The following is a 22,861-nucleotide window of genomic DNA, read 5'->3' on the forward strand; positions in this document are numbered from 1 at the left end:
TTAGCTATCCTCGCAAGAGAAAGAAACTACCATATGTGTCTCACGAATGAACAACTCGCTGGCGCAGACTTTGGCGGAACGGAGCTTCCTGCGCACGTCCCAGCCTGGTTGCAAGGATTCGACAAGGAAAAACTTCTACCTGCAATGCTCTGGGAGCTAGGGCAGACGTACTTGCCAATTCATGCGGAAGAATTCTGGGAGTTGGTCCCAAGTAACATCGAAGTACCAGATGCTCTGAAGGCTCCTTATTTTCGGATGCTGCTGCGTCAGCTGCATTCGAGCGGCTGTAGTGATCTGGAGACTGCATTTAAGGATGCCCCAATCAACTGTGAACCTGAAGAGATCAATCGCAGCTCCGAATGGCATGTTCGAATCGCTGCGACAGAAGTGCGGACACACCGGGTTTTCTTCCCGGTTGTCAATAGAGGCCATGACAAAGGCTGGATCGTGGCGGCCGTAATTTCAGCAGTGCGAGCAGTTGAGGGTGAAGACGAAGATGGTGAACGTAAAGATGGTGAAGATGAAGATACTGTCCAGCTCGCGCCTTGGTCATTCTTCGAACTTGACGAGGCTTCGTGGGACAATACCCGTGACGCGATAAAAGATATCGACGGTATAAAAGGGAAAACGTTTCTGGTGGACCTCCAGCCTCTAGTGACTGACGACGTTTCGTTGGCGGGTGACCTCGCGGCGCAACGCATCGCTGCTTGGGACCTCACCCCAGATGCGTTTGTTATTACTGGACAGTCTTTGGGATTAGCGATTGCCCTTGCTATCTCGGCAACGGGACAAGAGCTATGCGTTGAGTCCGTCGTCGCAACTGGTAAATTGAATAATAAGGGTGCGATCAACTCCGTTGACGGCATACCGGCCAAATTGGATGCAGCTAGATTACTAGTGGAGAATAGCCCGGAAGTCTCTCGCATCTTGCTCCCTGAAACAATCAGCGGTGACAAGCCTGATGACGTGGCGACCAGGCTTGAAGAACTGCGTGTAGGGTGGCAGACGGCTCGGGAACAGCGACCTGGGCTCTCATTCCAGGAGCTAGTTCTTCAGAAGAAAACCCTCAATGACCTGCTTAAAGCCGGCGTCCTCACCGATGGATTTGACCGTCTGCGGAATCAACTTCTTAGCCAAGTCTCGACTGAAATTGAGCCAAAGCCAGGTGTCGAGAGCCTAGCCGAAGATGTTGTGAGGTTGCTCGCGAGCAATTTGGTGAAGGATCAATTGGAATGGACGAGTAACTTCGGTGAATCAACGAACGAGCAGGCCGATTACTTGTTGAGCAATGCGGTTGAGAACTGGTGGAAGAGAATCAAAGAGGCAGCGCGTATCACAGCTACGAAGCTCGTGCCGATTGACGTTGAGCGGTTAGTAAAGTCTTCGCTCGAAACTAGCGTGTCTCTTCCCAAGTTACTTTGTGCTTGCATCGATTGCGATCCTCAAGCTCTGCCAACAATCGATGCACTCGAAATAGTATTGCGTCAGCCGGGTAAGTTGCTTTTCGTAGTTCACGATGCACCGTCAATCGAATTAGCTGGTTGTGAGGAGCCTGAATTCCGACGCCGGCAGGCACTTTGGCGTCACTTGCGATTGCTGGCTAGCGGCGAACATGACGAGTATCAGCAACAGTGCGTCGTGACGTTCTTCTCGGACTATCATCACAAACTCATGTGGGAGCAGGCTGCCGAGAAGCAAGAAGTCTCCTAGTCTATTTTGGACAGCCCATGCCAAGCACTCCCATTAATCCGCGCCAAACTTTCCTCGGCCAGCACATGCTGTCTGAGGCTAGTCGCATTGATGAGATCCTCTCGCTGGACTTCCTTGTGAAGAAGTTCGCCGCACAGGGTAAGGAATCAGAAGCGAACGCCCTGTTCACTCCCGAGCGGTTCTTCTACGGCTTTCAACCAGAAGATTTCCCTGATGATGCGGCCGCTCTAGGTGACTTTCAAGAACCAATTCATCTGTACAAGCCCGTCACGGTGCGTCCCGTCGAGCAGGACGATCGCCGTCGTTGGCAAGGCGGACTCTCGGAAGTAATTGCTGATCCGGATTGTCGACAGCAAGGCATCCTGCTGGTTTCTAGCAGTGGTTCTGGCAAGACTGTGGCTGGTCAGCACGCGCTCTGCGATTGTTTTCAAGCCAAGCCGCCAGAAGAACCGACTCTTGCTGGCTACATCGGGTGCAAGTTGCAGCCTAAGGGTGATGTACCTAAGAACCAGGTTCTGCTCAGGTATCTTCGAGAGACTACTCATGGCAGGAACGCTTCGCTGGCGGTAGTCCAACGTTGGCTGGATGCAAGCCCGCCACTGCTAATCTTTGTTGATCTCAATGCAGTCGCTCCTTCGCACCGCGATCAGTTGGTCATTGAACTTGCCAAGTTTCAGGAGGAACAAGCCAAGTGGGGCGACGAGGGACACCGCTGCGTGACCACCTTCCGCTCCACGGAACTCAAGGGCGGATACTACAACGAGCTTACTGGTAACCAAGCGTTCCTCGCTTGTGATCTGACGCCGCTATCGATCGATTTTGCCCAGGACTACCTAGAAGCGATTCGCAAAGTTGAGTTCTTGGCAGCGAGGGGTTGGGGGTTGCCGCTTACTCAACGAAATGTTGCTGATGACATAAGCAAGCTTCGTGAACTTGCGACTCAGATTCGCAGTGATGAACATTCAATTATCAGCACACCGCTGCTGATGCACTTCTGCACGCTCATCGAAGGTGACCAGCTAGACCAAGTCAACAACGTCACCGACCTTTACGATCGGGTTGTCGAGGCCCTGCTGAATTACAACAGCGATGCACCTGCCTATCGCAAGCGATTTACGAACCAGCTGGGCTCGCTTGCGGATAGTGGCTCGCGCAACACCATCGTGCATACGGTCATGACACGCGCGGCGCTGGCGATGCTGTCCAAGGATGCCAACAATACCCGCTTGCCCCTACAGGACTATATCAATCTCGTCAAATACCCAGTGGACTTCGCGAACGACGCGATGTGCCCCGATAAGAACATCCCTGCGGAGCAAGCAGCGTTTACTCCTTCGGAATGCTCCTACCACACGAACCCCACCGACTGGTTTGCAGAAGGAAAACCAACTCCCAGTCAGACAGATATCATTACGGAGTTCTCACTGCTAAGGCGTGAAGGAAACGATGTCGCTTTCTTGCATGATTCCCTAGCTTACTACTTTGCATCGAATGCCTTGCAATGGCCTCTTGGAAGAGATCGGCGTAAAGCCACCGCACCAAGCGAAGCTTGGTACGATGGCACTGCTTCGCGATTGTCGCGCGAACCACGGCGATGGTATCAACCGCTAAAGTTTCTCGCGAATCGACTTGAGAATAGCGAAAACCGACTTGGCCTCGTCGAGCGATTGGTTCCCGCTGATCCCAAACCTGGGCTTACTGAGTTAGTGCAAATCCTTTGTCGTGTGCAGGTCGTTGAAACTCCCACCGAGGCAGACAAGCTACTCAATGCGATCAATACCGCCACGATTCGCTATGGTTCCTGGTGTCGCGACAACTCCGCTAGGTTGTATCCACAAGTGAGCCACGAATTGCGTTGGCATTGGGGCGCCGACCATGAGTACCTGAAGGAATTCGCCCACACCAGGCTCAATACGCAGCGCGACAATCTCGAGCCTATGCATTGCACGCTAGGAGGTTGGATAGCTGACTCGAATGCATCGCTAAAACTCCCCAGAAGTATTTCGTGCTGCCGCATTCTCAATGACGAACTCATTATCATCGGCTGCGCTGACGGCTTCGTTCGGAGCTGGAATCCCAGCACTGGAGAAGAGCGGGAACTCGTCAAGCACGAGTATCCTGTTACCGCCCTGGCGGTGCTGGGCGGGGTCCGGGTCGTCTCGGCGAGTGACGACGGCGCCGTGAAGGTGTGGTCGCCCGAGCAGTTGGCTGAAGAAGCGATCGGCCCCGAGCAAGTACCCACCATCGTCAAGCACGAGCGTGGGATTACCGCCCTGACGGTGCTGGCGGGGGGACGGGTCGTCTCGGCCAGTCGGGATGGGGCGGTGAAGGTGTGGTCGCCCGAGCAATTGGCTGAAAAGGGGATCGGCCCCGAGCAAGTACCCACCATCGTCAATCACGAGCATGAGGTTATCGCCCTGGCGGTGCTGGAGGGGGGACGGGTCGTCTCGGCCAGTTGGGATGGCGCGGTGAAGGTGTGGTCGCCCGAGCAGTTGGCCGAAGAGGGGATCGGCCCCGAGCAAGTACCCACCATCGTCAATCACGAGCATGAGGTTACCGCCCTGGCGGTGCTGGAGGGGGGACGGGTCGTCTCGGCGAGTCGGGATGGCGCGGTGAAAGTGTGGTCGCCCGATGAGTTGTCTGCGGCAGGGATCGGCCCCGAGCAAGTACCCAGCGTCGTCAAGCACGAGCATTGGATTACCGCCCTGGTGGTGCTGGAGGGGGGACGGGTCGTCTCGGCCAGTTTAGGTGGTGCGGTGAAGGTGTGGTCGCCCGAGCAGTTGGCTGAAGAAGCGATCGGCCCCGAGCAAGTACCCACCGTCGTCAAGCACGCGGGGAGGGTTACCGCCCTGGCGGTGCTGGAGGGGGGACGGGTCGTCTCGGCGAGTCATGATGGTGCGGTGAAGGTGTGGCCACCCGAGCAGTTGGCTGAAGAGGCGATCGGCCCCGAGCAAGTACCCACCATCGTCAAGCACGAGCATTGGATTACCGCCCTGACGGTGCTGGAGGGGAGACGGGTCGTCTCGGCCAGTCGGGATGGCGCGGTGAAGGTGTGGTCGCCCGAGCAGTTGGCTGAAGAGGGGATCGGTCCCGAGCAAGTACCCACCATCGTAAAGCACGCTCGCGGGGTAAGGGCCCTGGCGGTGCTGGAAAGGGGACGGGTCGTCTCGGCCAGTTACGATGGCGCGGTGAAGGTGTGGTCGCCCGAGCAGTTGGCTGAAGAGGCGATCGGCCCCGAGCAAGTACCCACCATCGTCAAGCACGATCATTGGATTCATTGGATTACCGCCCTGACGGTGCTGGAGGGGGGCCGTGTCGTCTCGGCCAGTGACGATGGCGCGGTGAAGGTGTGGTCGCCCGAGCAGTTGGCTGAAGAGGGGATCGGCCCCGAGCAAGTACCCACCGTCGTCAAGCACGCGCTCGGGGTAAGGGCTCTGGCGGTGCTGGAGGGGGGACGGGTCGTCTCGGCCAGTCATGATGGTGCGGTGAAGGTGTGGTCGCCTGAGCAGTTAGCTGAAGAGGCGATCGGCCCCAAGCAAGTACCAACCATCGTTATGCACGAGCGTGGGATTACCGCCCTGACGGTGCTGGAGGGGAGACGGGTCGTCTCGGCCAGTGAGGATGGCGCGGTGAAAGTGTGGTCGCCCGATGAGTTGTCTGCGGCAGGGATCGGCGTACCCAGCGTCGTCAAGGACGAGCGTTGGATTACCGCCCTGACGGTGCTGGAGGGGAGACGGGTCGTCTCGGCCAGTGAGGATGGCGCGGTGAAAGTGTGGTCGCCCGATGAGTTGTCTGCGGCAGGGATCGGCCCCGAGCAAGTACCCAGCGTCGTCAAGCACGAGCATTGGATTACCGCCCTGGTGGTGCTGGAGGGGGGACGGGTCGTCTCGGCCAGTTTAGGTGGTGCGGTGAAGGTGTGGTCGCCCGAGCAGTTGGCTGAAGAGGGGATCGGCCCCGAGCAAGTACCCACCATCGTCAATCACGAGCATGAGGTTACCGCCCTGGCGGTGCTGGAGGGGGGAGGGGGGCGGGTTGTATCCATCGGCCAGGACAACCGCCTAAGTCTTGTCGATTGTTCTAGTAGAAGAGTTCTGTACGAACACGCATTCCCTACTACGCCGACTTGCGTCGCACTTGACCAAACTAAAGTAAATCTTTGGATTGGTTTCGCCGATGGCCACGTCGAATGCTGGCAAGTGAACATGTAGTCATCTGTTTGGAAAATTCTTCAATGCAAATGCTCTTCCTAGGTAGCGACGCAGTGCGGTGGTGAGTAACTGGACTCCCACGACGCGTTGCAGACTTCCCAGGAGAGCCATTATGGCAGTTAGCAACGCGAGAGTTTGTAAACTCTTGGGCCAGCAGCAGTTAAGTTTCAGCTTTTTTGCTGAGGCCAACATTTGGAAAGTTGCTTTTATTGATGTTGGTACAATCACGATTTCGTTGAGTGAGGAGGGCGACCAGCTGTTGCTACGCAGCGACGTACTCGCCGATCTCAGACACGTCAGTGATGCGGTGCGATATCGCACCCTAGGTGCTCTCATGCAGGCGAACAAACGCATTGCCTTGGGACGTTACGCTGGTTCGCAGCATGTCGCTGCAGAAGTTGCCCTGCCAATCTTCGACGGGCGGCTTACCAGCGATCAACTTGAGCACAGCATCAAAGTGGTCTGCTGGCTGGTTAAGAAGTTCCGCGAGGAACTATCTATTGATCGGGGAGCAGCCGTTGCCGACATCATCAAGAAGCTGCGACGGCGCGGCATGTCGGGCTTCAGTGACAACTAAGTGTTGCGTTGCTAGAAAAAAAAATTGCGTGCATTTGCTCTTCCTTTCTGGTCGAGCACTTTTTGTGCAGCAGCCTGTCCGTTTCAAACTCTAGCGTGGAGAGAAGTATGCGCCCTCAACAAGAAGCAGCCCAACAAGAAGACATTCCGTTTCAAAAAAACCAAGCGTGGCGAGGAGGTTTTTCGTCGTCAACAGTGCTGACTGGGACAATCGTCCTCATTAGCTTGCTGCTAATCGTTGCGGTGGCAGGCGTTGGCATAGTGCCGCTAGCCTGAATTCCACGGAGAGGTCCACCGCCATGGCCCTTGCTACTACTGCCAACACGCCTTCCTTGTTCGCGATCTACTTCGCCTTTGAAGAAGCAACGCACCGTGCCTACGCACATGCCGTGGAAATGGCCAGTGGTGGCGTAGTGACTTGCGAAGGCATTTTGGTCGGGATTTCCGAACTGCAGCCCGAGCATAGACAACATGTTCCAACGAGCGTGCTCAGCTACAAAGCTGTGCGAGAAGACACCAGCTTGCCACTCGTCAACGAGCCGGCTCTCAGGAACGCACTGGTCAACGCGTATCTCATCGCTGCAGCCCAATCGAGTGAGTCACGACCACAGATCACGTTAAAGGCACTACTGGCTGCTGTTTTGGCTGAGTCCCCATGGCGAGCAATAACGGCAGCACTATTCAAAGAGCTTGGGCTCGCCGTCCCGACAGGCCTGAAGATCTGTGAAGCAAGAGTGAAGCGAACTTACGTGCCTCCCGCGCCGCCCGATCCAGTAGAAATAGAACGGCAGTACCTCGCCGTGGCTAATGCATGGGTTGGACTGCAGGACAATAGCTGCGACCAGGATGAAGCGTCTGAGGCAGTACGTCAGTGGTCGCGCAGCCATCAGTATTAGATGGCTTTGGAAAAAGAAGGGCACCAAATGCTCTTCGTTGGTGTAAGAGGATCGGCCACAAGCATTGCAATGGCAGGCTACCCGATCAAAGCCCGCAGTCGCCGAGGGCCGGCTGCTTCGGCGAAATCTTTAGATGTCCTCTGGAGACAGGAAAATGAAAAAAAAGACGAACGAGATGCCTACTAAGTCGACGGCCCCTGAGAAGGTTCCCGGCAAGTCGCGTCGCCAAATCCTCAGCGAAGCGATGGAGAAGTCGGAAGGCGACGGCACGTTGAAGAGTGATCCTGTTGGCTCGCTTGAAAATCGTCGGAATCCTTCCGGCGAGTGATTTTTGATTCCTTGAAACGCAACGCGCACGTGGGGTGCAGGCGATGACAAACGATGGCCTTCCGTTTGTGATGGGCGTCGAAGAAGAGTGCCTTACTCTGGGCAGTCACATCGACATGGATCGCATGTTTGTCGCGATTCAATCGCTGGCCCCCACGTTGCGTGCTTGTCCTTCAGGAATCTTTACACCTCTTGGAAGAATCTATCTTGACGGCTCCCACCTTGAGCTCGCTTCTGCCGAAGCGGGCTCACCATGGATACTCGCTGATATCGTCGCCAGACAACAACAATTGGTTGCTGAGGCTATCCAGTCAGTAGCTGGTGCAGGCGGCAGTCTGGAGTTTGCGAACATCAACTACAGCGGACTACTGCGATCAGGAGCTTGCACTTGGGGGACTCACGAGAACTATCTGGTTAATCGTCCGGTCTCTTGGTTCGCCGAGCAGATGATCCCGTTTCTGTGTAGCCGTTTCTATGCCGGCAGTGGTGCCGTTCACTGGCCGAGCGGGCGCTATGTAGCTTCTGCACGTGTGCAATTTCTCGCAGCGGAGACAAACGGGAATACTACGCGCAATCGCCCGCTCTTCTGCACAGCGAGATCGGACCCTGGTGAAAATGGCAGGGAATTACGTCGTTGCCACCTTGTCTGCGCAGACGGTCATCGGTCGCCAATCAACTTAGCTTTGCAGTTCGGTGCAACCTCGCTAGTTCTCCATGCGTTGATCGAGAGACCGAAGAAGTTAAAATCGATTCCTCGCCCCAGCGGAGCTTCCAAGAAACTCTGGCTAGTGTGTGCCAAGCATTTTAACTTCTTGGCAAAGCCAGGAGAGCCCCTTGCAGTTCATCCGGGAGCTATCCAGCTGCAGCGATTCTATCTGCAGCTCGTGAGCGACTGGCTCGCAGGCTCGAGAGCTGCTCCTGATTGGTCCGACAAAATCGTTGCGCTTTGGCAAGCAACGCTTGACGCTGTTGAGCAGGGCAACCACCTATGGCTAAGCCAACGGCTGGATGCCTGGATCAAGTATGATCTATTGGATGTAGCACTTGAAGTGATGGGCTCTAACTGGCGAGAAGCGGCCGATAACCGACTTCTCTCCTCACATTTGACACTGATCTCACAGGACTACCATTGTTTCACAAAAAGCGATTCGATCTTCCAAGTGCTCTGCGAAAAAGAGGCAATCCTAAGATCACCAAGATTTTTGCCAGTGAACGACCGCTGGAAGATTGCTACCAAGACACGCGCAGCCGCTCGTGCAAAGATGATCTGTGAGCATGCCGGCGAAACGGACCTGGTACTCGACTGGAACGGTATGATTAACCTGCAAACGGGTGAGCGTTGGGGACTCGTGGATCCTATGGCAACGAGATTTGAACTCCTGCCGCATGCGTCTGACTTTAATCTTGACCGACTTCGCTCGCAGCTCAGTGGCGTAGTCGATTGACTTTACTATAAACTGGAAGCACTACCTGCAAGCCGCACGACGAACTGCCATGCCCTCGACCATGAATCCGCAACAGTGTTTCCTCAGCGATCATTACGTTCGAGAGCAAGATAAATTCGCTGGCGAAATTCTCGCGATCCGCAGTTTGGTCGATTCCTTTCCCAGTGAGCGTCACGACGAAGCCGCGGGATTATTTACCCCGAAGCGGTTCTTCTACGGATTTGACGATCTGTTAAACGTGCCCGCTGAGTCGTTACCCGCATCGACTTACCCTGGTGCTTGGCTTTATGCTCCAGTTAAGACCTACCCTTACAATCCCGACAAGCGCGACGGCCGAGATCGCTCTCTCCATGATGGGGCAAGTTTCAGCGAGTTGAGCGAGTTACTGTTGTGGCTTGACGAGCCATCGGGCGATTCATCGGAAATTTCATCGGCAGCGCATCCCTTTGGCATTTTGCTCACAGCCAAGAGTGGCGCCGGCAAGAGCGTGGCGCAGTTCAAGGCAATGTTCGATTGCCACCACGCTCGTGGCGAACAACAACCACGACTGGCAGGCAGACAGTGGTGTCGTCTTCGATCTCCCAAAGGATTGGGTGAAACGTTTACACTCATTGATATGCTGCCCTTTGCTGAGGACCTTGGCTCAAACAGTGCCCAGCAAGCGCAGCGTCGTCGCGCCATCAACCGTTGGTTGGAGGCGGGGCCGCCGCTACTGATCTTCTGCGACCTGAACGCAATCGATCGAGAACATGTCGAACAGGTGGCAAACGCCTTACGCGACTTCCAGAACGATCCGCTCCGCCAGCGTCAAGGGCACCGTTGCGTGGTCGCCTATCGTTCAACCCAGCGCAGCGACACCGCATTTACCACATTGCTCGGTAGTGATGCGTTCCGAGATTTCGAGATGGAGCAACTGCCCGTTCGCTTAGCGGATGAGTACGTCAGCAACTTGCGAATTATTCGCCAAGCTATAGCAGGGGAAGAATTCGAAGTCGATCTCCAGCAAACCACCAGAATCAGCGAATTCGCAAACCAGCTACTCATGGCCGATGGTAGCTCGATTATTAGCACGCCGCTGCTGATGCACTTTGCCTCGATCTTGGACGATGCCCAACTCGACCGCTGTCAGTCACTGAGCGACTTTTACAGTGCAGTCGTGAAAAAGTTGCTGGAGAATAATCACAAGAACTACAGCAATCGCATGAGTGGCGTCTTCGCCGATGAAGCAGAGTACAAGACCCGCGTCCAGCTAGCCATGTCACGTGTAGCGCTGGCTATCGTGACTTTGGGAGCTGACGAAACACGGCTAACCGACTTCGACCAACTGCTAAGGACTCCCGCTAGCTGGCTTCGGGAGAAGAGCCCACCGGGTCGGTACGATCCTCCGGAGTTGCCGCACTATCTCAGCGGCAGCCTTCTACCCAAAGATGCCAAGGAAGCCACAAAACTACGGATAGCGATCAAAGAATATTCACTGTTACGTGGCGAGGGCTCGCAACTGGCGTTTTTGCACGATAGTTTTTTGTACTATTTCGCGGCGCAAGCGCTCTGGCAACCCGAAAGTGAAGATGTCGATTGGGCCGACGATGCATGGTTCGATAAGGTAGCAGCCATCTTAGCAAGCGAACCTTTGCGATGGCGTCAGCCCTTGCAGTTTCTTGCTGGTCGCTTGGAGGATAGCGAGCAGTGTCTGCGACTCGTCGAGCGATTGATTCCTGCCGATCCCAAACCTGGGCTTACTGAGTTAGTCCAAGTCCTCTGCCGTGAACAAGCCAATGAATCTTCAACCGAAGCGAGCAAGCTCCTCTCCGCGATCCATGCTGCCACGATTCGCTACGGTTCGTGGTGCCGAGACAACTCAGCTCGGTTGTTTCCGCAAGTCTATCACGAGTTGCGCTGGCGATGGGGAACCGACCAGGAAAGCTTCCTGAAGTTCGTGGAAACAAGACTTGAATCGCGCCGCAGCCAGCCCGAGCCCATCCGCTGCACGCTGGGCGGCTGGGTAACCGACTCCAATCCATCGCTGACGCTAACTGGCGGAGTCAACTGTCTAAGCATCTTGAATGACAAGCTTGTTATCATAGGGTGCGGTGACGGCTACGTTCGCAGTTGGAATCCCAGCACAGGAGAGCAGCGGGATCTCGTCAAACATGAGAAAGTGGTTACTTCCCTGGAAGTGCTGGAGGGGGGGCGAGTCGTCTCGGGGAGTGAAGATGGTGCGGTGAAGCTGTGGTCAGCCGAGCAGCGGGTAGCGGGCGCAACCGACCCCGAGCAAGTCCCCACCATCGTTCAGCACGAGGGTGTGGTTACCTCCCTGGTGGTGCTGGAGGGGGGCCGAGTTGTCTCAGGGAGTACCGATGGCACGGTGAAACTGTGGTATGCTGAGCAGTGGGAAGCAGGCGCATTAGCCCCTGGTCAGGTCCCCACCATTATCAAGCACGATAAAGGAGTTACTTCCCTGGCGGTGTTGGAGGGAGGCCGCGTCGTCTCAGGGAGTGAAGACGGCGCGGTGAAGCTGTGGTCAGCGGAGCACTGGGAAGCGGAAGCAATCGACCTGGGGGCGGTCCCCACCATCGTCCAGCACAAGGATGGGGTTACCTCCCTGGCGGTGCTGGAGGGGGGAAGAGTCGTCTCAGGGGGGGGCGATGGCTTAGTGAAGCTGTGGTCGGCCCAGCAGTGGGAAGCAGGTGCAATCGACCCGAAGAAGGTCCCCACAATTGTGAAGCACCATGATATGGTTGACTCCCTGGCGGTGCTAGAGGGTGGCCGAGTCGTCTCGGCGAGTTGGCGTGGCGTAGTGAAGCTGTGGTCTGCCGAGGAGTGGGAAGCGGGTGCAACCGACCCGGAGGAGGTCCCCACCATCATCGAGCACCGTGCTTTTTTTAGCTCCCTAGCAGTGCTGGAGGGCGACCAAGTCGTCTCGGCGAGTAGGGACGGCGTGGTGAAACTTTGGGCCGCCGACCAGTGGGCAGCGGGTGTAATCGACCCCGAGCAGGTCCCCACCATTGTTCAGTACGGGGGTTGGCTTAACTCACTGGCGGTGCTGGAGGGGGGGCGTGTCGTCTCGGGGAGTGACGATGGCTTAGTGAAGCTGTGGTCGGCCGACCAGTGCGAAGCGGGCACAACCGACCCGGAGCAGATCGCCACCATTTTCAAGCACAAGAATGGGGTTACTTCCCTGGTGGTGTTGGAGGGGGGGCGAGTCGTGTCGGGGAGTTGGGATAGAGCGGTGAAACTGTGGTCGTTAGAACACTTCGAAGCAGTCGCAACCGAACCCGAGCAGGTCCCCGCCATCGTCCAGCACGAGCTTTGGGTTAGCGCCCTGGCGGTGCTGGAGGGGGGTCGAGTCGTCTCGGGGGGGGGGGATGGCTTAGTGAAGCTGTGGTCGGCCGAACAGTGGGAAGCAGGCGCATTAGCCCCTGGTCAGGTCCCCACCATTATCAAGCACGATAAAGGAGTTACTTCCCTGGCGGTGTTGGAGGGAGGCCGCGTCGTCTCAGGGAGTGAAGACGGCGTGGTGAAGCTGTGGTCTGCCGAGGCGTGGGAAGCGGGCGCAACCGACCCCGAGCAGGTCCCCACCATTATCAAGCACGATAAAAGAGTTAATTCCCTGGCGGCGTTGGAGGGCGGCCGCGTCGTCTCAGGGAGTGAAGATGGCGCGGTGAAGCTGTGGTCAGCCGAACAGTGGGAAGCGGGCGTAACTGAGCTCGATCAGGTCCCGACGATCGTACAGCACGAGCGTGCGGCTTGGGGAGGCATTGGCGTTAACGTATTGGCGGTGCTGAAGGGGGGCCGAGTCGTCTCGGGGGGTGACGAGGGCGCGGTGAAACTGTGGTCAGCGGAGCACTGGGAAGCGGAAGCAATCGACCTGGGGGCGGTCCCCACCATCGTCCAGCACAAGGATGGGGTTACCTCCCTGGCGGTGCTGGAGGGGGGAAGAGTCGTCTCAGGGGGGGGCGATGGCCTAGTGAAGCTGTGGTCAATCGAGCAGCGGGAGGCGGGAGCAATCGACACCGAGCAGGTCGCCACGATCGTTCAGCATGGGGGTGCGGTCACCGCCTTGGTGGTTCTGGAGGGGGGCCGCATCCTGAGCGCTGGTGCCGATAACATGTTGCGACTTGCCGAACTCACCAGCAAGAGTGTCATATGTGAGCATGCTTTTACTGCAAGACCCAGTCATCTTGCCTACGATCAATCCAACTCCATGATCTGGATTGGGTTCCATGATGGCCACGTCGAGTGCTGGCAAGTGGATCGCTGATGCCGATAGGTCAGGAAAAACTTCCTGCCCGAATGCTCTTCTCTCGTAGACACGACGCTCCAACGAAACCGTCCGGTTCGGCGTTGTGTGATCTCTACGAAAGCTACCGGCATGGCTATCTCGATTCCCCAGTTTGCAGCGTTGCTCGACCAGCAGCGCGTTCGCTACGACATTGATGAGACCAAAGGGACTGCGACGATTCATTTCAATAATCATGAATCGTTTGTTATCAGGCTCTCTCGCGACGGCAGGACGCTTCAGTTCACCAGTTCACAACTGGCCGACTTACGTTCGCTCAGTCCTGCGCAGCGACAGCAGTTGCAACGCAAGTTTGCGAGTGTGAATCGCCGCATTCGACCTGGCCGCTATCGCTGCCAGACCTCCCTAACGGCCCAAGCCACGGTCCACTTGGGCGACCAACCATTGCAGGCGAAAAGCCTTGTGAAGCACTTTGGATTGGTGCTGGGACTTACGCAGCTCTTCCATGCCGGCATGAACCCCGCAGCGATCCCCCAGTACAGCCGCCTGGCCGCACTGCGTCGCTATCTCAGCCTAACAAGGCAGCGGTTCGACATCCCCCTGAGCCAGCCCAAGAAAAACTTCTAGGCGAAATGCTCTTCAACGGTAGCCGGGTTGGGAGTGCTACCACTCTCAACCGCGGCCTCCATTCCCCCTCTTGACCCAAGGAGAGATATCATGAAATCGCATTCCACTAAGCCGCGAGTCGGAATCATTGGCACGCCCGAGGCTGATCGCCTCAAGCAAGGCAGTCTGGCGGTCGCAGCCCGCGGCTTCCGCAACTTTGTCGAGCACGAGCCTATGACTCTGGGGCTGGTTGGCGACGACCAGAAAGCTCGCGAAATGCGCTACCGACTTGACGCACGTTCCGAAGACTGGTTGCTGATGACCGGCGGCGTGACGGTGACAAAGCGGCACTGGAAGCAGCAGGGAGACAAGCTGCGTGCTGTACCGGCCATGATTTCTCAGAAGCTACCGCGGATGCTCGCTGGCTGCGATTGGTGGTACGTCCAGCCCACCCCTGGCAGTGATCTCTCCGCACTTCGGGAGATCATGGTTGCTGCGAAAGAATCTGGCACGAAGGTCTATCTGCAGCTTGATGAGCAACAGATTGACTCAGTCGACGAAGTGATCCAGCTCGCCAGTCAAGCAGACTTCGTGCAAGTCGATGAGACTACGCTGCGTGAGTTGGCCGCTGGCGAAAAGCACCCCGTCGAGGCATTAGCGATCTTGCGAGAGCGAGGGCTGCACAACATAGTCGCCACGCTAGGTCCAGCTGGCGTACTAGGCTTGGATGAAGGAGAGTGGATGTACGACTTCGGCTGGCGAGTGAAGAAAGCTCTGCGTCACGAGGCTAGCTCCGTGTTCGGCAGCATCATGGTTGCCAGCCTGGCTGAACAGCGTTCGCCGGACGAGGCGATTCTCAAGTCGAATAAGGCTGCTGCCGCTCATGTCAGCTACACGTCTTGGCGCGGCCGCAAGGGGCTCGACGCACTCAATGTTGGCAAGCGTCAACGTCCCACTTGGACGCTACCAGCACTAAGTGAAACACGACAGCTGGTCACCGCGATTGCTGCTGTAGTCGCGTGGGTGATTGCCACAACGGTTGCCGTGGGTATTGGCGGTGCGATTCTGTAATTGGAGACCGCCCGAGTGACGTCACTACCTTTGCTAAGCCAGCGGCTGTTCGCAGCTGCTGGCTTTTTCGCAAACCCGTTCCGCGGCAACTATTTCAAACCTAGTAATCTTGGATCGAAGTACTACTTTTACTCCTACCACTGGCAGAGCCCCATACACTGCAGAGCATGGAAACAAGAACGCTCGAAGTCGCCGCAGGCAGCGGTGAAAGAAGATACTTCAGCTTGGATAGTTTTTTAATCGCCGCCTCCCCCAGAACCGGCACACCTTCGCGACGAGTTATTCGTTTGCAATGCAGTCTCGCTTATTTCCTAAACTTCTCAATTTTGGGTGGTTTATGCCTGGTTTCCAGCCAGACCCAGACTAGCCTGCAGCCTGTCGGCACCTTCAATTTCCAGCCAATTTAGCACCTTGAATATGCTAGCCAAATCTCGCAGAAAGCAACACCTTCGCAGCGCACGTCAGCAGACTATGCTGCCGTTGGCCCAGACCTGTCTAAGGACTCTGCTGAGAGAGATTCGCGACCAGTACTTTCCTGAGATCACTCAGCTTCCACAGGTCTACTTCGTGCAGCAGGATACGCTGGCTGGCATCCTTATATCTACACGTCGCAAGGATTCGTGCGGTGCAGTCTGGCCACCGACTCGCAGAGATTTGGCGTGAGGGGCTAACTCCCGATGGCGACTTCAAGCAAGCAAAGTCGGAAGAACCAACGCATGTTCTCCGAGCGATCTCTCGATTGAGTCGTTCCACGGCATTGATCGTCCGTAGCCGCTTGCGTACCCTTTCCGCTGTTCGGACCGTTGGTAGGGCTCTGCTCCAAGTGCCTGGGCGCGTTCGATCTTCTTGACTTCGTTGAGCATGAGCTGCATTGCCTGGGTCATGCCTTCGGGTTGCGCCTGAAAAAAGCCGTAGCCCCTTGGGGGATAACGGCTTTGCTTAGTCGGGCCGACAGGATTTGAACCTGCGACCTTTTGACCCCCAGTCAAACGCGCTACCAGACTGCGCCACGGCCCGAACTTTAAGTCGTGTAATGATAACGACTTAATGCAACCCTTGCAACCGATCGAGCATTTGACTACCGGTCAAAATGTCACTGCCGTCTATTGCCTTAAGTCCAATTCTCATCTGTGTTTATGCTTGTGGTGCTGAACACTGGATCTGGGAGGCCTTTGGACAGACTGACCAAAAGGTCGCTGCGCATCAGGGCTAGACTATCTTCGTTATCGCTAACTTGCTTCAGATCCAGGAGTGAACCACTCCGCTGAGGAAAGATTGCGGTCCGTTGACGGTTTCCAGGATCAGAGCACCGCTGATGTCGATCCCGCGGCAGATACCTGTCACTTGAGTTGAGCCAATTTGAAGAGTCACTTGCTTGCCGGTGAGTAAGCAGTAGGCGGGCCAATCATCCAAGAACGTCTCACCCGCTGCAGTTGAGCCAAACGCTGAGTTCAGCAGGGACTCAATCTCGCGCATGAAGGTCCGAAGGATTTGGATTCGACTATGCTGCACTCCCGACTGATCGGCTAGCGAAATGCAAGTTGACGATAGCCCTTCCGGAGCATCCGAGAATGAATTGTTGACGTTTACGCCGATACCGATCACTGCGTGATCAGAAGACTGAGACGGAACTTCGATCAGCACACCTGCCAGCTTTCGTCCGGCCAGATAAACGTCGTTGGGCCACTTGAGTGCAAAATCAGCGTCAGGCAGCAGCGTTTCACCGGTATGGAGGATGGCCATCCCCGTTAGCAACGGTAGTAAGTTTTTTTGTTCGACGGAAAACGCGGTCTTGGGAAATTCGACGATCAACGAAAAGGTTAAGCTGCCGCTGGCAGACCACCATTGGTTCGCTCCTCGACCGCGACCGGCGACCTGAGATTCGGCAACCACCAAGCAAGGGGAATCAACCGAATTATCAGACGCTAGTAACTCAATGGCTTGCGTGTTCGTCGAGTCCGTTTGGGCATAGTGAATCGCACTTTGAAGAAACGTATCCTCCAAGAGCGATTCAAGGTCAGATTGGCAGATTGAATTGGGCAGGTTCAAAGAAGTTCGTTCCTCATGGAAGTTATTCCAACTCGATCATCAAGTCGCCCGCTTCAACTTGAACGCCCGCAGAAACATGAACCTTGGCGACGGTCGCGTCTACTTCGGCGTTGACGGTTGTCTCCATCTTCATCGCTTCCAGGGTGATCAGTTTCTGGCCCTTGGTGATCTTATCACCTGCTTTGACCGCCACGGTAACAACCATTCCCGGCATCGCCGATCCAATGTGCTTCAGGTTGTCGACGTCCGCTTTTGTACGTGAGGCCACTTCATTGCTTAGCGATTTATCGACCACTGAAGCGTCGCGAGGCTGCCCATTGAGCTCAAAGAAGACGGTTCGGTAGCCACTGGCGTTCCCGCCGTCGACCGTCAGGAATTTGACGATGAGCGTTTTGCCTTCTTCAATTTCAACGGTAAATTCCTCGTTGGGAACTTGGCCAAAAAAGAAGTAAGGTGTCGGGATGCAGCTGACGTCGCCGTGTTTTAGGTGGTGCTCCGCGTAGTCTTTATAGACTTTGGGGTAGAGCAAGTAGGTCACGATTTCGCGTTGGTTCGGTTCGCGCCCCAGGAATTTGGCGACCTTCTCGCCGGCGGCCGCAAAGTCGGCGGGGGGCAGTGATTCTCCCGGTCGACCGATCACAGGTTTCTGCTGTTGCAGAACGCGCTTGATCAATTTTGGATCGAATCCGCCGGGCGGTTGGCCCATCATGCCGCCGACGAGGTCGATGACAGATTGGGGAAAAGCAAACTCACGGGACTCGTCGAGCACGGTGTCGGTTGTGAAATTATTCGCGACCAAAAATAGTGCCAAGTCTCCCACCGCCTTGGACGTTGGGGTTACCTTGACGATGTCACCCAATAGTTGATTGCAGTCGGCGTAAATGCTGCAAACCTCGGACCAACGATCGGCTAAGCCTAACGCTTGCGCCTGAGCAAACAGGTTGGTGTATTGACCACCAGGCATCTCGTGGTTGTAGAGAGCTGCGGTTGACGGCAGAACCATCGTTTCAAATGGCGTGTAAAACTCACGAGTACATCGCCAATATTCAGCGATCTCATCCAGCGACTGCTGGTTCAATCCGGTGTTCCGATTGGTGAACTCCAAGGATGCAAGAATCGTGTTCATGTTCGGCTGCGACGTATTGCCCGACATGGGAGCCATCGCCGCGTCCGCAATATCGAGGTCGACTTCCGCAGCTTTGAGGATTGAGGCTGCTTGAATGCCTGCCGTATCGTGAGTGTGGAAATGAATCGGGATTCCGACCTCTTGCTTCAGCGTTTTCACCAGCAGCGCTGCTGCGTCCGGCTTGCACAGTCCGGCCATATCCTTGATGGCCAGAATGTGAGCTCCCATGTTTTCAAGTTCTTTGGCTAGATCGACGTAGTACTTTAAGTCGTATTTGGTGCGTTTTGGATTGAGAATGTCGCCGGTGTAACAAATGGATGCTTCACAAATCGCGCCGGTCTCCAACACCGCGTCCATCGCCACCTTCATGTTGGGCATCCAGTTCAGTGCATCGAAGACTCGGAAAACGTCCAGCCCAGCCTCAGCCGTTTCTTTCACAAACGCTTGGACAACGTTGTCTGGATAATTTGTGTATCCGACGGCATTGGAAGCCCGCAGCAACATCTGCAGCAAAATATTAGGCACTTTAGAGCGAATGTCGGCCAGCCTCTGCCATGGGTCTTCTTTCAAAAATCGCATTGAGGTATCGAACGTCGCACCGCCCCACATCTCCAGCGAGAACAGATCGGAGGCGAGCATCGAATACGACTGGGCAATGTTGAGCAGATCATGGGTTCGGAATCGAGTCGCATGCAACGACTGGTGCGCATCGCGAAAAGTTGTGTCTGTGATGAACAGACGTTTTTGCTCTTTCACCCATTGCGCGAATTTCTCCGGCCCCAGTTCCTTGAGCTTGTCGCGCGTTCCCGATGGCACGGGAGCGCCTCGCTCAAATTGGGGAATGGGGGCCGGATCTCGACGAGTGGCAGCCGCCCGCCCCTTCACTAATTCGTTCCCGTTGACAATCACATCGCCAAGGAACGCCAGGAGCTTCGTCGCACGATTTTTTCGAACCGGAAACTCAAACAGGGCTGGCGTTTGGTCGATAAACCGAGTCGTGCACTGACCGTCAGCAAAGGTTGGATGATCCAGTAGCTTCACTAAAAACGGAATGTTGGTCTTCACGCCACGAATTCGAAATTCCATCAAGCAACGTTTCGCACGCTGGATGGCGTCGGAGAACCTTCGGCCGCGTGCAGAAAGCTTCACCAACATCGAGTCGTAAAACGGGTTCACGACCGCTCCGGAAAACGCGGATCCTGCATCCAGTCGAACGCCTGCTCCACCGGGGGAACGGTAATGCATGACACGTCCATAGTCAGGCATGAAGTTGTTCGTGGGATCTTCGGTCGTGACACGGCATTGGAGCGCGAAGCCGTTGATCTTAATCGAATCCTGGGTGGCGAGTCCGATAGCATCGTCGGAAAGTGGAAGACCTTGGGCGACTAGGATTTGCGACTTCACGATGTCAACGCCGGTTACCTCTTCGGTGACTGTGTGTTCTACCTGAATGCGAGGATTGACCTCGATGAAGTAAAACTTGTTCGTGTCAGCGTCGACAAGAAACTCAACGGTGCCGGCGTTTTGGTAGCCAACCTGTTGGCCAATCGCGATCGCGGCATCGCACAATGCTTGCCGCACCTCTGGAAGCAAATTGGGGGCGGGCGCAATTTCGACTACTTTTTGGTGTCGCCTTTGTACCGAGCAATCACGCTCGAACAGGTGAACGAGATTCCCATGCGTGTCGCCGAGCAGCTGGATCTCGATATGGCGAGCGTGCTCAATGAACTTTTCAACAAACACTTCCGAACTGCCGAATGCGGAGAGCGACTCGCGCGACGCTTGCTCGAAAGAGGAGTCAAACTCGTCTTCACTGCGAACCACCCTCATGCCGCGACCACCGCCACCGTGAGACGCCTTCAAAATTAAAGGATATCCAAGTGAGTTGGCTTGTTTGCGACCAGCATCAGCATCGGTGATGGCCGAGTCGGTTCCATTTAGCACCGGGACGTTGGCGGCTTTGGCAATCATCCGAGCCGAGGTTTTATCGCCCAATTTCTGAAGCGTGTCGAGCGTTGGGCCGACAAAGACAATGCCGTTTTCTTGGCAGGCTTTCGCCAAATCCGGATTCTCGGACAAGAATCCGTAGCCCGGGTGGATGGCGTCGACGTTGTGGTCGAGGCATAACTCAATCAAGGCTGGAATGTTCAAGTACGATTTGATCGGCTCTCCCGGACTGCCGATCTGATAAGCTTCATCGGCCTTAAACCGATGGAGTGCATAGCGGTCTTCGTGAGCGTAAACTGCAACCGTGCGGATCCCAAGTTCCGTCGCACTACGAAACACTCGGATGGCGATTTCAGAGCGATTGGCAACAAGCAGCTTTTTTATGGGTTTCATGGAATGAGTCAGCTGGAATTATGGCGAGCGAATGAGGGAGTTTTAGAAATCAGGTGATGCTAGAGTAGAGCGACAACTTGTCCGCCAAAAGAAGTTGGTCTTCAGGCGTCCTGGTATCAAGATACTACAATTTATCAGCGTTCAGCAGTGGGGGTATGAATTCTGACTCCAGCCATTGTCCGTAAGTGTTGGGCTGCCGCAGCCTGAAAATGGCGGACAAAATCTGAGTTGGGACCGATTTTCTCAGTCGGCTAGCTCAGATTACGCCTAGCCTAGGTTACGACTTTGGCGGCGATACTCGGCAGCCAGCAAGTCTTCAAGATATTGCTGGTGATCGGGTAGCGGAGGCAGTTCCGATTGTAGTCGTTGGGCGAGAGCTGGAACGATCTTGCCTGTTAGAGCTGACTGTTCCTCTGTCGACAGGCTTGACCAGCGTTCCAAAATCGACTCGATAGCTGCAAAGTCAGCTGCTTGAGCACGCTTGAGCATGGTCACGGTGAACCGGAATTCATTGTCACTAGCTGGACGACTACTTAGTACTTCCCGAACGGAACTAACCTGATCCGGTTCCTCGGAGACAACAATCGTACCCGCAACCATGTCACCAAGTCTTTGCGAAGAAGTAGATAGGACGGGTACGATCCACAGAACGGGGATCTGGTCTACGATACGAAATAGACTTCGGATCAATATGCTAAGAGGGTCAAGAGAGAACCCGTCAGATTTGACGACTCGAATTTTTGACATTCGTTTGCCGATAGTCTGACCGCGCAGGAAAAGTTCGCTCAATCCGAAATAGAATAAGCTTCCCAGGGACCAGATCATTAGCCAGATCCCCAGGAAAACCATCGAAAACTGGGCATCGTCACCGAAGTCGGCACTCCCTGTGCCCGGCTCGAACACATCGCCCAGCACTCCGTCAAATGAGACGCCGACCGCGATAAAGACGACCAACAAGACAAGGCAGAAGAGCGTCAAAAAGATGCTGTCGGCAAACCAAGCCAAGAACCGAGTCCCTGGGCCTGCAAGCTGGTAGGATATCTTGATGTTCTCAGGTGTCTCAAAAGCAATTCGTTCATTCATTCGATTGGGTTGTTCGCTCATGCGTATTTGAATTAGATGAGTTGCGAAGATCTAACCGTACCTGTGTGGTGGGCTAGTTGCTCGAAATGATAGATTGCTTAGAATGCGAATCTATCCAATGGCGCTTACTGACTGAAAAGACGAGATCGGCTAGGGATCAGTATGAGTGGTTTTGTATCACGTAACAAGCCAATTTGGGACCAGCTTGAGCAGTTGGTCCAGCAGTGCAGGAAATCTCGACGACGCATGTCGCCCCATGATCTGAAGCGACTCGATACCCTCTATCGCCAGACGACTATCCATCTCTCGCAAGTGACGACACGTAGCACAGATAGGCGTTTAGAGGACTATCTGAACAGTTTGGTTTCCTCCGCTCATGGACTAATCTACCTGCCTCCGCGTCGTTCTATTTTCGGTGGCACGGTAACGTTCCTAAGAGAAGGATTTGCTCGTGCGGTTGTGCGGAATTGGAAATTCCATCTGCTCTCAGCAGCTCTAGTCACCTTCGGAGCACTACTCGCCTATTTCGCCTCGACCCAAGACCCTGAAGCAGCATACGCACTCATGCCGGCAGGAGATATTCGTCAGCCAGGTTCAAGCAAGGAGCAGCTCTTGACGGTTCTGCGATCAGGGCGCGACCAGGGTGGCGGCGGAAAATTCTTCTTCGCATCTTTTCTTTTCAGCCACAATCTTAAGGTCGGTATTTTGGCGCTGGGATTGGGCGTCCTCGCCGCAATTCCTACTGTCTTGCTGATGGTATTTAATGGCATGATCCTGGGGTCTTTTGCAGCGATTCACCATCAGGCTGGCATCACCACTGAGTTTTGGGCCTGGATTCTCCCGCATGGCGTGACTGAAATTGGGGCAATTGTACTCTGCGGCGGCTGCGGACTCATGCTTGGCAAAGCGGTCGTTAGTCCGGGCATCGTTTCTCGAAGCGAGAGCCTGCGACGCGCAGGGATCGAGGCTGGCATTATTTGTATTGGAGTCACTCTCATGTTGATTGCCGCTGCAGTGATCGAAAGTTATTTACGACAAAGTCACCTCTCTAGCTCGGCTCGATTGATGTTTGCGGGAGCGAGTGCCCTGTTCTGGGCAATCTATCTAGCGACAGGGGCGTTACGAGAAAAGGCCGCGAGGAATGTCGAAAACGACATTTCGGAATTAGCGTGCCCATAGCCGGT

Annotated in this window: 14 protein-coding genes and 1 tRNA gene; 11 read left to right on the forward strand and 4 right to left on the reverse strand. The window is 55.4% G+C overall.

Going from position 1 to position 22,861, the window contains the following annotated elements:
* Nucleotides 1–33 precede the first annotated feature (33 nt).
* From HG15A2_RS02210 to HG15A2_RS02245, 10 genes are all read left to right on the forward strand, one after another.
* The gene (locus HG15A2_RS02210) at nucleotides 34–1,710 is read left to right on the forward strand and encodes a hypothetical protein (RefSeq protein WP_145057398.1); all 1,677 of its coding nucleotides are present in this window, start codon (nucleotides 34–36) and stop codon (nucleotides 1,708–1,710) included.
* Between the two features lie 17 nt (nucleotides 1,711–1,727).
* A complete protein-coding gene (locus HG15A2_RS02215; RefSeq protein ID WP_145057400.1) occupies nucleotides 1,728–5,918 on the forward strand; it encodes a hypothetical protein in 4,191 nt (1,396 codons plus the stop codon).
* 112 nt (nucleotides 5,919–6,030) lie between these two features.
* Nucleotides 6,031–6,495, forward strand: a complete 465-nt coding sequence (locus HG15A2_RS02220) for a hypothetical protein (protein ID WP_145057402.1) — start codon at nucleotides 6,031–6,033, stop codon at nucleotides 6,493–6,495.
* A gap of 107 nt (nucleotides 6,496–6,602) precedes the next feature.
* Nucleotides 6,603–6,770 carry a hypothetical protein gene (locus tag HG15A2_RS23745; protein WP_218932274.1) on the forward strand — a complete coding sequence of 56 codons (168 nt, stop codon included), beginning with the start codon at nucleotides 6,603–6,605 and terminating at the stop codon, nucleotides 6,768–6,770.
* Nucleotides 6,771–6,793: 23 nt separating this feature from the next.
* On the forward strand, nucleotides 6,794–7,390 hold the full coding sequence (locus HG15A2_RS02225; protein ID WP_145057404.1) for a hypothetical protein: 597 nt from the start codon (nucleotides 6,794–6,796) through the stop codon (nucleotides 7,388–7,390).
* 154 nt (nucleotides 7,391–7,544) lie between these two features.
* Complete coding sequence (locus HG15A2_RS23750) at nucleotides 7,545–7,718, forward strand: hypothetical protein (protein ID WP_218932275.1); 174 nt, start codon at nucleotides 7,545–7,547, stop codon at nucleotides 7,716–7,718.
* Between the two features lie 43 nt (nucleotides 7,719–7,761).
* Complete coding sequence (locus HG15A2_RS02230) at nucleotides 7,762–9,162, forward strand: proteasome accessory factor PafA2 family protein (RefSeq protein ID WP_145057407.1); 1,401 nt, start codon at nucleotides 7,762–7,764, stop codon at nucleotides 9,160–9,162.
* A 49-nt stretch (nucleotides 9,163–9,211) separates the two neighbouring features.
* The gene (locus HG15A2_RS02235) at nucleotides 9,212–13,423 is read left to right on the forward strand and encodes an NACHT and WD40 repeat domain-containing protein (RefSeq protein WP_145057409.1); all 4,212 of its coding nucleotides are present in this window, start codon (nucleotides 9,212–9,214) and stop codon (nucleotides 13,421–13,423) included.
* 111 nt (nucleotides 13,424–13,534) lie between these two features.
* Nucleotides 13,535–14,029 carry a hypothetical protein gene (locus HG15A2_RS02240; RefSeq protein ID WP_145057411.1) on the forward strand — a complete coding sequence of 165 codons (495 nt, stop codon included), beginning with the start codon at nucleotides 13,535–13,537 and terminating at the stop codon, nucleotides 14,027–14,029.
* A gap of 90 nt (nucleotides 14,030–14,119) precedes the next feature.
* Nucleotides 14,120–15,079, forward strand: a complete 960-nt coding sequence (locus HG15A2_RS02245; RefSeq protein ID WP_145057413.1) for a carbohydrate kinase family protein — start codon at nucleotides 14,120–14,122, stop codon at nucleotides 15,077–15,079.
* Between the two features lie 943 nt (nucleotides 15,080–16,022).
* Here the strand turns inward: HG15A2_RS02245 and HG15A2_RS02250 are convergent.
* From HG15A2_RS02250 to HG15A2_RS02265, 4 genes are all read right to left on the reverse strand, one after another.
* Nucleotides 16,023–16,096, reverse strand: a tRNA-Pro gene (locus HG15A2_RS02250).
* A gap of 222 nt (nucleotides 16,097–16,318) precedes the next feature.
* Nucleotides 16,319–17,128: a biotin--[acetyl-CoA-carboxylase] ligase gene (locus HG15A2_RS02255; RefSeq protein WP_145057415.1), complete on the reverse strand. Its 810-nt coding sequence runs from the start codon at nucleotides 17,126–17,128 to the stop codon at nucleotides 16,319–16,321.
* 22 nt (nucleotides 17,129–17,150) lie between these two features.
* Nucleotides 17,151–20,594, reverse strand: a complete 3,444-nt coding sequence (locus HG15A2_RS02260; protein ID WP_145057417.1) for a pyruvate carboxylase — start codon at nucleotides 20,592–20,594, stop codon at nucleotides 17,151–17,153.
* A gap of 267 nt (nucleotides 20,595–20,861) precedes the next feature.
* Nucleotides 20,862–21,698: an RDD family protein gene (locus tag HG15A2_RS02265; RefSeq protein WP_145057419.1), complete on the reverse strand. Its 837-nt coding sequence runs from the start codon at nucleotides 21,696–21,698 to the stop codon at nucleotides 20,862–20,864.
* 225 nt (nucleotides 21,699–21,923) lie between these two features.
* Here HG15A2_RS02265 and HG15A2_RS02270 point away from each other — a divergent pair, with 225 nt between their 5' ends.
* A complete protein-coding gene (locus HG15A2_RS02270) occupies nucleotides 21,924–22,856 on the forward strand; it encodes a stage II sporulation protein M (protein ID WP_218932276.1) in 933 nt (310 codons plus the stop codon).
* The last annotated feature ends 5 nt before the right edge of the window (nucleotides 22,857–22,861 follow it).

The organism is Adhaeretor mobilis, from assembly GCF_007741515.1.
Taxonomy (GTDB): domain Bacteria; phylum Planctomycetota; class Planctomycetia; order Pirellulales; family Lacipirellulaceae; genus Adhaeretor; species Adhaeretor mobilis.

Coding starts and splice junctions, on each gene's coding strand:
- HG15A2_RS02210 (WP_145057398.1), top strand. CDS start 34: ATGTGTCTCACGAATGAACAACTCGCTGGCGCAGACTTTGGCGGAACG.
- HG15A2_RS02215 (WP_145057400.1), top strand. CDS start 1,728: ATGCCAAGCACTCCCATTAATCCGCGCCAAACTTTCCTCGGCCAGCAC.
- HG15A2_RS02220 (WP_145057402.1), top strand. CDS start 6,031: ATGGCAGTTAGCAACGCGAGAGTTTGTAAACTCTTGGGCCAGCAGCAG.
- HG15A2_RS23745 (WP_218932274.1), top strand. CDS start 6,603: ATGCGCCCTCAACAAGAAGCAGCCCAACAAGAAGACATTCCGTTTCAA.
- HG15A2_RS02225 (WP_145057404.1), top strand. CDS start 6,794: ATGGCCCTTGCTACTACTGCCAACACGCCTTCCTTGTTCGCGATCTAC.
- HG15A2_RS23750 (WP_218932275.1), top strand. CDS start 7,545: ATGAAAAAAAAGACGAACGAGATGCCTACTAAGTCGACGGCCCCTGAG.
- HG15A2_RS02230 (WP_145057407.1), top strand. CDS start 7,762: ATGACAAACGATGGCCTTCCGTTTGTGATGGGCGTCGAAGAAGAGTGC.
- HG15A2_RS02235 (WP_145057409.1), top strand. CDS start 9,212: ATGCCCTCGACCATGAATCCGCAACAGTGTTTCCTCAGCGATCATTAC.
- HG15A2_RS02240 (WP_145057411.1), top strand. CDS start 13,535: ATGGCTATCTCGATTCCCCAGTTTGCAGCGTTGCTCGACCAGCAGCGC.
- HG15A2_RS02245 (WP_145057413.1), top strand. CDS start 14,120: ATGAAATCGCATTCCACTAAGCCGCGAGTCGGAATCATTGGCACGCCC.
- HG15A2_RS02260 (WP_145057417.1), bottom strand. CDS start 20,594: ATGAAACCCATAAAAAAGCTGCTTGTTGCCAATCGCTCTGAAATCGCC.
- HG15A2_RS02265 (WP_145057419.1), bottom strand. CDS start 21,698: ATGAGCGAACAACCCAATCGAATGAATGAACGAATTGCTTTTGAGACA.
- HG15A2_RS02270 (WP_218932276.1), top strand. CDS start 21,924: ATGTCGCCCCATGATCTGAAGCGACTCGATACCCTCTATCGCCAGACG.